This window comes from cyanobacterium endosymbiont of Rhopalodia gibberula (genome assembly GCF_003574135.1).
Taxonomy (GTDB): Bacteria; Cyanobacteriota; Cyanobacteriia; order Cyanobacteriales; family Microcystaceae; genus Rippkaea.
On sequence record NZ_AP018341.1, the window covers coordinates 306,694 to 321,209 of the forward strand.

Sequence of the window (14,516 nt, forward strand, 5' to 3'; positions counted from 1 at the left end):
ACTTATTACGGTTAGTTGTTATAAAATAACATAACATTAATTTTCTTTTTATAAACTTAAATATTTCTTATACTACCACCAATAACACTATTATTTTCTCTTATTTTAATAACTTGTACTGTAACATAATACATTTATGTTTATTTTTTCTAAATTTACTGTAACACTTTTGTTTTTTTCTCTCAAAGTCCATAATGCCAATATGAATTTCAAGTTTTTTTATTATAATTACTTATCTTTTTAAGATAAAATTATATTTTTTATTATTAATGATTTATCTTTCATTTTTTAGCAATATCTTGAGTCTAACTACGATACCAATTTGTTACACCTCCAGGTTGATCAACTAAAATAATACCTTGATCTTTTAACTGATCTCGAATACGGTCACCTTCAACATAATTTTGACTTTTACGGGCCCTTTTTCGTTGTTCTATCAAATCTTCAATTTCTCCATCACCTAACTTATTACTTAATTTTTTTTCGCTCCCATGTTTATCAACTTCTAGTCCTAAAACTTGTGCTAATTCCAATAAAGTTTTCCATTGTTTTTCTAAGACTTTAGGTGAAGTGTCTGTATTTCCTTGGTGTACTAAAATATTGCCTGCCCTACGTAATTCTTTAGCAATTTGAAATAATATCGCTAAACCACCTGCGAAGTTAAAGTCATCATCAACTACTTCTTGAAATCTTTTTTTTAAAGTAGAGGAAGACTTAGAAACAGAAAAACCTAATTGAGATCCGTATTGATACCCAAAAAGTAACCCTTCTTGAAGAGTGTGCCAACTATTGGTTGCTGCTTTCAATGCATCATCAGTGAAGTCTACCGGCTTACGATAATGTGTCTGAAGAATAAACAGTCGCATTGCCATTGGATGAATTTTATTTAATAAATCCCGAATAGTGATAAAATTTCCTAAGGATTTAGACATTTTTTCGCCTTCTACTTTTACCATACCATTGTGCATCCAATAACGAGCTAAAGGTTTTCCTGTCGCTGCTTCTGACTGGGCAATTTCATTTTCATGATGAGGAAAAATTAAGTCACTTCCCCCGACATGAAGATCGATAGTTTCCCCTAGGTGTTCTAAAACCATCGCAGAGCATTCAATGTGCCACCCTGGGCGACCTTTTCCCCACGGAGATTCCCAAGACGGTTCTTCTGGTTTTGCACTTTTCCAAACGGCAAAATCACAGGGATCTTTTTTTTTGGCTGTTTCAAGTTCTTCTAAATCTATTCTTCCACTAGCTCCTACCTGTAAATCCTCTAATTTTCGACCTGAGAGTTTCCCATAGTCTTGAAAGTGCCGTACTGAATAATAAACATCTCCACCAGATTCATAAACATAACCTTTTCGTTCGAGTTGAGATACTAAGTTTTGAATACCATTGAGAGTATGAGTCGCACGAGGGTAAACATCTGCCTGTTTAATATGAAGACGTTCCATGTCCTCAAAATAAGCTTCAATAAACTGTTTAGAAATTAATTCCATTGATAACCCCTCTTTACGTGCCCGACTAATAATTTTATCGTCAATATCTGTAAAATTTTGAATGTAAGTTACGTCATAACCACACCATTGTAAGTAATGCCGCACTACATCCCACACCATACAGGTTCTAGCATGACCCAAATGGCAATAGTCATAAACAGTAATACCACAACAATACATACGGACTTTATTATCCTCAATGGTTTCAAAAGGTTCTTTTTTACGGGTTAGAGTGTTATAAATGGTTAGTGTCATTGGTGGGTTTATACTTGACAGTTAATAGTTACAGTTAAGGATGTCTAACTATTTATAATGCTATCATCGGACTGAGGATCTTTAAGAAGGTTAAGAGAATAATCCATTTCATAGTTATCGTAACAAAGTTTTAACAATCGATGTTTTGAAAATCGATGAAATAAAGAACATGTACTTAATTTTGTGACTTAGCGAAAGTTTAACTTATAAGTTCTAGAGATAGAATAATATAACTCTATAAAGCAACAAAAATGATCAATTTCTATGAAACTAACTTTATAGTGACAACTTGATAAGCTGATACCTTTAATTTAAAATAAAAAATCTTGACTTAAATAACTTAAAACAAAGGTAATTATTTAGTGAGATATTCTTATGAATTAAGAATGGCTATAATGTAAGTTATTTTAACTAGGTTAAAAATTAGTATAAAATTTACGTTAACTGACATATCTATTGATTTTAAGTTTTACTAGAGCTTCTCAGACTAAAAAATTTTCTGATTCTCTAAGTAAATTCGGTGTTAGTTAAAAGTTCATTTACTTTTTTAAAAGTTTCTAACATAGTGTTATTTTTTAAAATAAAACTATTTATTTCTAAAATAAAGTTCTACGTAAAAATATTAGACTGTGTTACTACTCAAAAAAGAAGTCGTAACACAGTCTAATGAGTACTATTAGTTATACTGATCATATTGCAAGTATAATCTATAATAGAAAGTTATTAAAACAGTACAAAGAAGACACGAAAAATTAAAGTCTATCGTTTATTTGGAGTTATTAGCAGCCTTTTATATTTACAGTTTAAGATAGTAGAAAATAAGAAATTATACTATATTTACTAATAAATAAAGACTTAGTACATTGTACAATCGAGAATGTATAAAAATTTAATCTTAAAAAGATAGCTCAATTATAAGAGAACAATATAAGTCAATAAAGTATGATTCATATACATCAAAAATTAGGAACATTTTTGAAAAAAATAATTTGACTAGACAAAGTCCTAAACAAGAAAGATTTTACTTCAATATTTTTGTATAGTGCTATAGCTATGGCTCTTTATATACTTATGATTGATAATCAAATTTTATCTTTACATTTTTTATATTCAAAATAATATCTTTATAACATCTTTTATAGACTAAATTATCTTTAAAATTAATTAATAATCTAGTCAATTTAGGGTGAGCAATACCCACCCACAAGTTTAGAAATTAGTATGATTAGTGATAGCTTCAGTTAACCTTTCTATCACTTCATAAACTTCTATTTGCCCTAATTCACCTGATGTACGAGTACGAATGCTTAAACTGTTAGACTCAACTTCTTTTGAACCAATAATTGCCATTATAGGTATTTTTTGTTTTTCCCCATTGCGAATCATTTTACCCAGTCTTTCTCCAGAGGTATCTGCTTCTGCGCGAATGCCTAATTTTTTCATCTTGTTTGCTATCTCTTTAGTGTAATTTAACTGAACATCACTGACAGGTAAAATACGCACTTGAATAGGAGATAACCACAAAGGAAAATCTCCAGCATACTCTTCTATTAGAATACCAATTAATCTCTCTAAAGAGCCAAAAGGTGCGCGGTGAATCATTACTGGACGTTGACGAGTTCCATTTTCTGCTATATACTCTAATTCGAATCGTTGGGGTAAATTATAATCAACTTGAACTGTTCCCAATTGCCATTCTCTTTCCAAAACGTCTTGAAAAATAAAGTCTAATTTAGGACCATAAAAAGCCGCTTCTCCCGGAGCTTCAAAATAGTCCATTTCCAGAGTTTGTACAGCACGACGAATAGCATTTTGAGATTTTTTCCAAGCTTCGTCAGACCCAATATATTTGCCTGAATCCTCATCTCTGAAACTTAATCTAGCCTTAAAATTATTTAACTGCAAACTCTTAAAGACGGTAAGAATTAAATCAACCACATTGAGGAATTCTGCGTCTAGTTGATCAGGAGTAACGAATAAATGAGAATCATCAACAGTAAACCCACGAACACGGGTTAATCCTCCTAATTCTCCTGATTGTTCATATCGGTAAACTGTACCAAATTCTGCTAACCGAACCGGTAAGTCGCGGTAGGAACGCAACTCACTTTTATAAATTTGGATATGAAAAGGACAGTTCATTGGTTTAAGAACAAATCCCATTTCTTGCGCTGTTTCCTCAGCATTTTCTGCCATCATAGGAAACATGTCTTTTTTATAATTTTGCCAATGGCCCGAAATTTTGAAGAGATCGGTTCGACCAATATGAGGGGTTACTACCCCAAGATAACCACGTTTGATTTGTTCGTTCTTCAGAAAATCTTCCAGGGCAAGCCGAATAATAGTTCCTTTAGGAGTCCACAAAGGTAACCCTGGTCCAACAAGGTCAGAAAAAATAAATAACCCTAGTTCTTTACCTAATTTACGGTGATCTCGTCTTAATGATTCTTCCTTTCGTCGTTTATATTCGGCCAGTTGTTCAGGAGTTTCCCAGGCAGTCCCATAAATACGTTGCAGTTGCGCTTTTGTTTCATCCCCTCTCCAATAAGCTCCAGCCACACTTTCGAGATCAAATGCCTGGGGGTGAATATCTCCGGTAGTTTCCATATGGGGACCCGCACAAAGATCCCACCATTGATCTCCTAAATGATAAAGAGTAATAGGAGGTTTTAGTCCTTCAAGTATTTCGAGTTTATAGGGTTCTTTGAGGTCGGTAATACGTTTTTTCGCTTCCTCTGGAGTCACCTCTTCGCGGATAATGGGGAGTTTACGTTTAATAATTTTAACCATTTCTTTTTTAATGGCCTTGAGGTTCTGTTCGGTAAATGGTTCAGGAATATCAAAGTCATAGTAAAACCCTGTTTCGGTCCAAGGTCCAATGGTTACTTGCGCTTTAGGGAAAAGTTTCTGAACCGCCATAGCCATAATGTGAGAGGTTGTATGGCGAATACGCTTCACATTATCAGACTCACTGGTACGGGGAAGTTTTATGGGAGTTACTTCTTGGGATACTTTAAGGTTAGCAGTCGACTGGTTAACCATTTACTTCATACTCTTTATATAATTCTTTATCTAGTTTATTGTGTGTTAGGGAATAGAGAACGTAGGAACGGCTTTAAGTTCATTATTTTGATAGAATTATGATGATGTGAATTCAGCCGGTTAAATATCAAATTGATAAGCTTCTAAGCTAAAGATCGACAAAAGTTCTTAATCCATAAATCCTCCCTTTGATTAATTTCGATTTTATTGTTAATACTTTCTGCTGTTACTTGAGTTGTTATCTGGTCAAAGTAGACACTTATTTTTCAGTTCGATACCTAATTTTTACATCGTCCCAATTATTACACAGTTTTTGGGCATAGTGAGTAAGCTTTTAGATACTAGTAAGTAAGTTTTAATAATACTGATATCATGTTTTAATTGTCCTTAAAGTATGATAAAGTTTTATGATAGCCGAACTGTAACAAACACAAGTTATTATAGAATCTGCCCTTTTGAATAAATCGAACTATTCCTAGAGTAGGTATAATTGAAAAATCATAAATAATAAGTTTTTATATATTTGTAATCTCATCTCTTAAATTAGACTGAGCATTTGGTGCTGTAGGTGTAAATTACATAAAATATTTAATTTAGCAAAATTTAATTCGAACAAAACCATGCTAAAATACATTTTTACATAAAGAAATATCTTTTGGTAAATCTATGATGAGTGATCAAATCTTTGTTTTTAAATTTATAATTTTGTATACTTAACACAACAGGTCCTGTAGAATCATTGTTATTTAACATAATTTAGATCAATTATTTGAAATTCAATGAGCTGAAATATAGATTTGAAAAGATAGGATAAGACAAGCTAAAAACGTTGTTAATATTTACATTTGTGTATATTATAATTCCCTGTAGTATTGTGATGTAAATATATTACATCAGTATTTAAATTGAAGGGAACTCTCTTGTTAAATAAATTGATAGGACAAAGTCTAAAAAATATGTCAACCTAACCCTAGTATCTTCTCTTAATTGAAAAGAGAATATGGGTCCATCATTGAATAATGATCCAATTGATTATGAGATAAAAACAATACTATCAAAAATCATAAAATCTGAGATAAAAACTGTTGAGATCTTTCTTCTTGAGGGTTATTAAAAAATTCTTCAGGGGTCGCTACTTCAACAATTTTTCCTCTATCCATAAATACTACACGATCAGCTACTTCTTTTGCAAATCCTACTTCATGGGTGACACATACCATGGTCATTCCGGAATCAGCTAAACTCCGCATGGTGTCTAACACTTCTTTGATCATCTCCGGATCTAAAGCAGAAGTAGGTTCATCAAATAACATAATCTTGGGTTGCATGGCTAATGCGCGGGCAATCGCCACCCGCTGCTGTTGTCCTCCTGATAATTGACCTGGATATTTATGAGCCTGTTCAAGAATACCCACCTTTTCGAGTAATTGCAGGGCTGTCACTTCCGCCTTCTCTTTCTTTTGGTGGCGAACCCAGACGGGAGCTAGAGTAACGTTATTAAGAACTGTTAGATGGGGAAATAGATTAAATTGCTGGAACACCATTCCCACTTCTCTACGAATAGTTTCAATATTTCTAAGGTCATGGGAAAGTTCCACCCCATCAACAATGATATTACCCTTTTGATAAGATTCTAGAGCGTTAAAAGTGCGAATGAAAGTAGATTTCCCTGACCCTGACGGTCCCATAATGACCACCACTTCTTGGGGGTTGACTTGAAGACTGACCCCTCGCAACACATGAAAGTCATTGTCATACCATTTCTCTACATCTTGAGCAATGATGATAGGTTTTTTTTCAGAACGAAAATATAAATTGTTATTTTTGACAGATTGAGTCATCGATTTTAAGCAGCGATTATTTGTCCTTTTACCACTGTATTGCAAAACTCTCATATTGCAAAATTCTCAAACTTTCACTGTAAACTCGTTTGAGGACAAAGAACAATACAAAGTGCCAGAACCAAAAAGAGGAATATAAATTGTAGATTAAAATAAAAGCCGACGATCTACCTCTCGTTGTTTCATCTCATCTCCTAAGAGTGTAGAGAACAAAATAGTCAATAGATGAATTCTAACTCATCACATAGGATAAAACTTTTTATTTATTTTTGTAAAATTCTGATCAATTCCATTCCCCAAAATCATAGAACGGCAAGAGCACAATCGCAATTAAGACTTCAACTTTGATTGAACAAGACTCTAAAATTTATAATTATTTACTTTTAAGTGCAGGAATATCAATTTTTTTAAAGTTTAAGTCAAGTTATGTTATATCTGCAATGGGATATCGGAAAACAAGATAGTGAGAGGAACACAAACGTATCTAATGTAAAAGACATTATAGTGAATATAAAAAATATTATAGTGAAAAGCTAAGCTAAAATTTTATATTTTTACCTACCACTAAATAATAATACACTGTAGACAGCTAGTCAAATTTTTACGATTTTAAACAAAATAACAATCAAGGTATTAATATCATTCTATTTAGAGATAGATAAGAACTTGGTTGAATCTAAAATATACAGTTAATTAGAATGAAAAAACAAAATTATAAAGGATAAGTTAAAGCAAAAAATATAAATTTAATATTTTATATATTATCTATTTGACCATTACCTACTACTTTTTATTGATTTTTTTATTCAAGAATAAGAATAAAATTGTCACATTACATTTAGAAAAATATATTGAATAATAATAACTTTCTTTATAAGTAGCCGCCAACATTAGATAATAGAGAAGATAACCGATATCTAACTCATACTTCTCATGAATACTCCCTTCCTTTCCCCCGAAGACTTACCTCTGCAAAGTACGACGGACTTCGGACTGCGACGGAAACTTGATGAAATCATCGGTCAATATTTCTACGAATCTTGTGATCGTTCACTCCAGACCTTATTGTCTCAATGTGGCTGGTATCTTACCAGTTCCTCTAATGTCTTAACTTTGGTGATCACCTGTCCTGATCATTCGACCAATTTACGCATTCTTAAACATATTGCAGCCCTGGGATTCTATTTAAAAAATTTTACTGAGAACGGAAAAATTCAGATCTATCCCCCTGCTGGCGAAGGAACTTCCTTAAAAATTCCCGTTAAAAAAGGACGAATTTATCAAGACTCTCTTTGAAAGAAAACTCAGTAAGGTGGGCATTGTCCATCTTACATTTAATTCAATTGCTTTTGAGAGTTTACTAAAAACAATTTGGACGAGTGGTAAAGAGAATTTCACTAAAATTATTAATACCAAGACTTTGGCGGATAGTTTATGATGATTCGGTTAAACCAGACTATAAAGTAAAAGTTAAATTTCAGCTATGTTCAATAGACGATTAAACTAATAATTTTCTCTTCTGGTAACATTCATTTTGATTAATGTACCAAAGGCTTTTCCTCTAATACTGGTAAAACATCAATGTAGTGCTTATTTCTAGTTCTTACAATCATTGTATACTTCTCACCTCAGCAAAAGTTTTTGTCATAAAATTACTAATACTTGCCCTTTGATTGACAGTTTTTGTTGTAGAGATAACGTTTGAAGTTGTACTAAAAAACAATCATTTACTATGATCAATGGTAATTTCTATGGACACTAACTGGGAATCCTGATCTATTGGTCGAACTTAGTCAACAATTCTTATTCCAGCTGAAATTAATAAATTTTTATTGTGGTTGCGTATAGCTATCATATTAAATTCTAGAGATAAATGTCTATTTTTATTTGCCGGAATCTTTTCTAAAAAGCTATAGCAAGTGAGAATAATAGTTCCTGAATAAATAACCACAGAGTTAGAATTAATAAAATATTCTTAGTCGAAGTAGTAGCAATGAGCAAAAACTAGAGCAACACCTAATAAAAAAATCTCTTATTTAATTAAAATCAAAACCACTATTTAACTAAATATTATAGACTCAAAAAACTTTAAGTTTGACATAATCTTGCACTAATTATACCTAAATTTTTAGCAAAAAAATGAGATATAATTAGTTCTAAAATAAATCTAATAATAGAAAATAGTATTCAAAAATTATAAATTTTTCTGACATTTATTATTTTTAATTTATCTTTAAAAGTAAAAAAAAGATAATTGTTATAAAACAGCAAACAGTAAGAAATATTTATGTTAGTTAAGTGAAGACAAAGACAATTGTCCCAGTGGAATACTTTCTCTTTTCTTTGATAAAAACTAATGTGACATGACAAATAAAGTGGGTGAAGATTATTTAGGATTCAGAATCAGCTAGATCATAATTACTATAGTAGACTCGTAATGTTCTGGCTTTTCTCTCTTTAACACTAAGCTTTAAAAGATTTTCTTCTGGTTTTAGACACTGTATTCCATATTCGGTACATTTCCACTCCGTAGCTTGCTACTTGCTTAATTGTGTATGCAATGGGTTTCTAAATTTTGGGGCTCATTAAGATGAAATACCCATTAAACTAGACTAAAACAAAGAATATTATCAATTAATTTTTCCCTACCTTCTACATCTTCTATACCTTCTATACCTCTGATACTTCTACAATATGGCACAATGGAAGACGTTGGCTACATGATAGTCATGTAAAACTGAATTAACCAAAATTTTAGATAATTTTGATGACTGCAACTCTTGAGGCATCTACGAAAATTCGTCGCGTTGTTTTTCCCTTCACTGCTATTGTTGGCCAAGAAGAGATGAAATTGGCCTTGCTGCTCAACGTCATTGACCCTAAAATCGGTGGTGTAATGATTATGGGTGATCGTGGAACTGGAAAATCCACTACTGTTCGTGCATTAGCAGACTTGCTTCCTAAAATTGACGTGGTAGCTGATGATCCCTTCAACTCTGACCCCAATGATCCTGACTTGATGAGTGATTGCGTTCGTCAACAACTTAGAGAAAATATTCCTCTCCAAGTCGCTAGCAAAAAAGTTACGATAGTAGATCTTCCTTTGGGAGCCACTGAAGATAGAGTCTGTGGTTCAATCGATATTGAAAAGGCTCTCTCAGAAGGAGTAAAAGCTTTTGAACCTGGACTCTTGGCTAAAGCAAACCGTGGCATCATCTACGTGGATGAGGTTAACTTGCTCGATGACCATCTTGTAGATGTCCTCCTTGATTCGGCAGCGAGTGGTTGGAATACAGTGGAGCGGGAGGGTGTTTCTATTCGTCATCCCGCGCGGTTTGTTCTAGTTGGCTCAGGAAACCCAGAAGAAGGGGAATTACGACCTCAATTGCTTGATCGTTTTGGAATGCACGCAGAAATTCATACTATAAAGGAACCAGCCTTGAGAGTAAAAATTGTAGAACAACGTTCAGAATTTGATAAAGATCCCCAGAAATTTCATAAAGAATATCAACCCCAACAAGAAAAACTGCGAAATCACTTAGTTGAAGCTCAAAAACTCCTAAAACAGGTTAATATCGACTATGAATTGCGGGTTAAAGTTTCTGAAGTTTGTTCGGAACTCAATGTGGATGGACTTAGAGGAGACATTGTTACCAACCGTGCTTCTAAAGCATTAGCTGCCTTTGAAGGGCGGACAGATGTTACTGTAAATGATGTCGGTCGTACTATCGTCTTGTGTTTACGTCACCGACTTCGCAAAGATCCTCTTGAAGCTATTGATTCTGGCTATAAAGTTAATCAAACCTTTAATCGAGTGTTTGGTTTAGAAATGGAAGAACATTAAGACGGGATAAAGTATAAATTGAGTGAACTATAAGAAGTTTGGATCTTTTTTAAGTATGTTCTCCACTACAATAGAATTAGGGAGGTTAGAGGTTTGCAAGTTTTTTATTCTCGTCATGAATTATATGTACCACTTCTCATAGTTCCTCCATAATCTTAGTTTAGCTAAATCGAGAAAAATCCGTTAAGATCAAGGTGAATTAGGGAATTGCTTGAACATTGACCTGCTCAAAGTCCTATGACTTCTGTAATCGCTGTAGAAAAAGAAAAGTTAGAAAATCCTCCGTTAGATATTCACTATTTGGGTGACCGTATTTTACGTAAACCGGCTAAACGTGTTGCGAGAGTCGATGACTCCGTGCGCAAATTAGTCAAAGAAATGCTGCAAACTATGTATAGTTCTCATGGAATTGGTTTGGCTGCAACTCAAGTAGGAATTCATAAACAATTAATTGTTATAGACTGTGTTCCTGATGACCCTACCAATAAACCCGTGGTCTTAATTAATCCTAAGATTACCAGTGTTTCTGAAGAATTATCCCTATTTGAAGAAGGTTGTTTAAGTATTCCAGGGGTTTATTTAGATGTGACTCGTCCTAAAGTGGTTGAAGTATCTTTTAAAGATGAACAAGGAAAACCTTGCAAGCGACAAGCAACTGATTTATTAGCACGGGTTATTCAGCATGAAATAGATCACCTTAATGGGGTAATGTTTGTTGATCGAGTTGATAATGGTTTAGCACTAACAGAAGCTTTACAAAAAAATGGATTTTCTCCACAAGCTATAGAACCGGTAAAATAACCAATAACTAATTGATTAATACTGTCACTAACAGAGAGTAATTTTTGTGCCTTTAATATGAAAGTAGATCATTGTTATTGGGGTTGTTTATTACTGTAATTGTAGGCGTCAGTCCTATCTTTGAACTGTCGTTACAAGTCTTTAATTGGACCAAATGATCACAAGTAATATTCTGGTTACTAGCACTTCCTCAACGGTTCTTTTTTGTTCGTTGTGCGGAACAGTCAAAATAAAATAATCGACACTCTCATCGTTAAGTTAAGTTTAACGATGAGAGTGTCGATTTATAATAACTCCTGTTTTGCTTTGTAGGTAGTGATTAGAAATTAATTTTTAAAATCTTTTCATAAAAAAAATAGAAAAAAAAGTTGCAGCAATACCCCAAAATAAACTAGCTAATATATAGCTCAATCCTAGTAAATATTCGTTGTTTCTTAACAAAAGATGGTTTTCATAAGAAAAAGTAGAAAAAGTAGTAAATCCCCCGCAAAATCCCGTCGCTAACAATAATATCCAACCCGAGTGGAATTGAAATCTTTCAGTTAGTCCGATAGAAATCCCAAGAATGAAACATCCCACAATGTTGACTGTGAATGTTGCCACAGGAAAGGTATGTTTGATGCCTAATCCACTATTAATAATTTGGCTTATAAAATATCGAGAACAACTACCTAAGCCACCCCCTAAGAATACTATTAAAAACTGTAGGAATCTCATTTTTTTCGTCGTTAACCTCTAAAACCATCTTTTATTTAAGTACTTTTATCAAAGTTCTACACTATTGACACGGTGAACATTTACGATATCACTCAAATTCCGAATTTGGGTGATCACACATTCTAATTGTTGACGATCACGAATATCAATTCGCAAATTAATCATTGCAGGCCGACTACGACTGGTTTTTACCCCAGCATTACGAACATTGATGTTATTGTCACTAAGACGGGATAAAATATCTTTAAGGATTCCTACACGATCAAGAGCTTCAATAAAAATATCCACGGGATAAGTTTGGTTATATCCATTATCTTTTGTTGGATTCCAGCGAACTGGAATCAAGCGATCACCAAGTATATCGTCTATGTTAGAGCACCCTTGACAGTGGATTGAAATACCTCTAGCCCCACTTGTTACTATACCGATAATGGGTTCTCCAGGCAGGGGGTGACAGCAGCCAGCAATATTGTAAATCAACCCTTCAACGCCCATAATCGGGGATTTATTTTGTTTAACTGAACATAAAGCAAGAGGAAAAGAGTTGGAAGCTCGAGTTTTATCATCGAAAATTTCTTCTTCTTGAGTATTAACGGTAATTTCTCTAAGTCGGTTAGCGACTTGGTTGAGGGTAATTTCTCCATACCCCAAAGCTGCTAGTAAGTCCTCAACAGACTGATAATTACAGCGTTCAGCAACACTTTGCATGGGATCAGATTTAAGCAAAGCATCTAAGCCACTTTTACCTAATTCCTTTTCTAACATCTCGCGTCCTCGGGCAAAATTTTCGTCTCGGTGTGATCTCTTATACCATTGACGAATACGATTTCGCGCACTGGGAGTCACTACGAAATTAAGCCAGTCTAAACTAGGATGGGCATTTTTATGGGTAATAATTTCTACAATATCTCCATTATTGAGAGGAATATCTAAAACTGACCACTTTTCATTGACTCTTGCTCCTTTCATGTGGTTTCCTACTTCTGTATGAATACTATAAGCAAAATCAACGGGCGTAGCCCCTCGTGCTAAAGCAACCACATCTCCTTGAGGGGTAAAGACATAAACATCATCATCAAAGAGATTATCTTTAAGAGTATCCACATATTCCTGAGCATCTTGGAGATCTTTTTGCCATTCAAGAAGTTGACGTAACCAGGTAAATTTTTCATCTTCTTCAGAAAGGGTAGTGTAATGCGACCCTCCTGTCTCCTTATATTTCCAGTGAGCAGCAATTCCATATTCAGCTATATGGTGCATCTCCAGGGTACGAATTTGTACTTCTAGGGGACGACCCGTTAACCCTACTACCGTTGTATGAAGAGATTGATAACGGTTGGGTTTGGGCAGTCCAATATAATCCTTAAAACGCCCAGGAATTGGTTTAAACGCATCATGAACTACTGCTAAGGAACGATAGCATTCCTCGTTATTTTGGACAATAATCCTCAAGGCAGCAATATCGTAAATTTGATGAAATCCTTTTTGCTGTCGCTGCATCTTATGGTAAATCCCGTAGAGATGTTTGGGGCGAGCTTGTAAGTCCAACACTCGAATGCCAACACTTTCTAAGCGTTGACGTAGGGTTTCTTTTAGTTTTTCTAAACGGGTTTCGCGATCACTACGTTTTTCAGCTACTAGGGACTGAATTTCTCGATAGGCTCCTGGTTCTAAATATTTAAATGATAGATCTTCTAAGTCCCACTTCAACCGCCAAATTCCTAAACGATTTGCTAAGGGAGCAAAAATTTCTCTAGTTTCCAAAGCTATACGTTTTTGCTTTTCTGGTTTAAGGTGTTCTAGGGTTCGCATATTGTGTAAGCGATCAGCTAATTTCACCACAATCACCCGAATATCTTTAGCCATTGCTAAGAACATCCGACGGAAATTTTCAGCCTGGTGTTCTGTTTTACTCGAAAAATTAAATTTAGATAGCTTAGTAACCCCTTCCACTAAGTTTCGTATCTCTTTCCCAAATTGTTCCTCAATTTGTTCTAAGGTAACATCCGTGTCTTCTACTACGTCATGGAGAAATCCAGCCGCAATCATGGCTTTATCTCCACCCAAATCCCGTAATAGCCCTGCTACAGCGATAGGATGGGCAATATACGGCTCTCCCGATTTACGGTATTGGCCTTCATGTAGTTGATAGGCAAAATTGAACGCCCGACAGATTAGACCAATATCTTCACTATCTTGATCAGATTGACAGGCAATGAGACATTGATTCAGCCAGTCAGGGAGAGGTAGTTTAACATGTTTGGGTTCAAGATAAGTGACTAGGTTCATAGAATGGTTAACAGGGCGATAAGATACAGAATCAAGATAAATATAGTAGCCGAAAACAAAATTACTGTAGAAATTAAGGATTAACTACTATTCAACAAAAAAGGTAATCAAAAAGGTGCCCAAAATACCAAATGCATATTTTTTTTGTATCTTCTGCAGAAGGACTAACTTAGAAAAATCAATACTTGCTCAAACAGTTTCAGTCTAAAAAAAGATTTAGTACCAATGCAATTG

8 protein-coding genes are annotated in these 14,516 nt (G+C 34.1%); 3 read left to right on the plus strand and 5 right to left on the minus strand.

The features are described from left to right. Positions 1-305 precede the first annotated feature (305 nt). The 3 genes from cysS to RGRSB_RS01005 all read right to left on the minus strand — a co-directional run bounded on the left by cysS (position 306) and on the right by RGRSB_RS01005 (position 6,631). Entirely contained in the window at positions 306-1,748 is a 1,443-nt protein-coding gene (gene cysS, locus RGRSB_RS00995) for a cysteine--tRNA ligase (protein WP_119259444.1), read from the minus strand. A gap of 1,209 nt (positions 1,749-2,957) precedes the next feature. Further along, positions 2,958-4,790 (minus strand): threonine--tRNA ligase, encoded by a 1,833-nt coding sequence (thrS, locus tag RGRSB_RS01000; protein ID WP_119259445.1) that lies wholly within the window; start codon positions 4,788-4,790, stop codon positions 2,958-2,960. Between the two features lie 1,061 nt (positions 4,791-5,851). Then, a complete protein-coding gene (locus RGRSB_RS01005; protein ID WP_119259446.1) occupies positions 5,852-6,631 on the minus strand; it encodes an amino acid ABC transporter ATP-binding protein in 780 nt (259 codons plus the stop codon). A 933-nt stretch (positions 6,632-7,564) separates the two neighbouring features. On the opposite strand from RGRSB_RS01005, the gene RGRSB_RS01010 reads away from it, so the two are divergent. The 3 genes from RGRSB_RS01010 (at position 7,565) to def (ending at position 11,276) form a co-directional block, all read left to right on the plus strand. Then, complete coding sequence (locus tag RGRSB_RS01010; RefSeq protein ID WP_119259447.1) at positions 7,565-7,927, plus strand: hypothetical protein; 363 nt, start codon at positions 7,565-7,567, stop codon at positions 7,925-7,927. A 1,471-nt stretch (positions 7,928-9,398) separates the two neighbouring features. Next, positions 9,399-10,475 (plus strand): magnesium chelatase ATPase subunit I, encoded by a 1,077-nt coding sequence (gene bchI / locus RGRSB_RS01015; RefSeq protein ID WP_119259448.1) that lies wholly within the window; start codon positions 9,399-9,401, stop codon positions 10,473-10,475. A gap of 237 nt (positions 10,476-10,712) precedes the next feature. Continuing rightward, positions 10,713-11,276, plus strand: coding sequence for a peptide deformylase (def, locus tag RGRSB_RS01020; protein WP_119259449.1), 564 nt, complete (start codon positions 10,713-10,715; stop codon positions 11,274-11,276). A 333-nt stretch (positions 11,277-11,609) separates the two neighbouring features. On the opposite strand, the gene crcB is transcribed toward def, so the two are convergent. Both crcB and RGRSB_RS01030 read right to left on the minus strand, forming a co-directional pair. Continuing rightward, complete coding sequence (gene crcB, locus RGRSB_RS01025; RefSeq protein WP_119259450.1) at positions 11,610-11,993, minus strand: fluoride efflux transporter CrcB; 384 nt, start codon at positions 11,991-11,993, stop codon at positions 11,610-11,612. A 48-nt stretch (positions 11,994-12,041) separates the two neighbouring features. Further along, on the minus strand, positions 12,042-14,282 hold the full coding sequence (locus RGRSB_RS01030; RefSeq protein ID WP_119259451.1) for a RelA/SpoT family protein: 2,241 nt from the start codon (positions 14,280-14,282) through the stop codon (positions 12,042-12,044). Between the last annotated feature and the right edge of the window lie 234 nt (positions 14,283-14,516).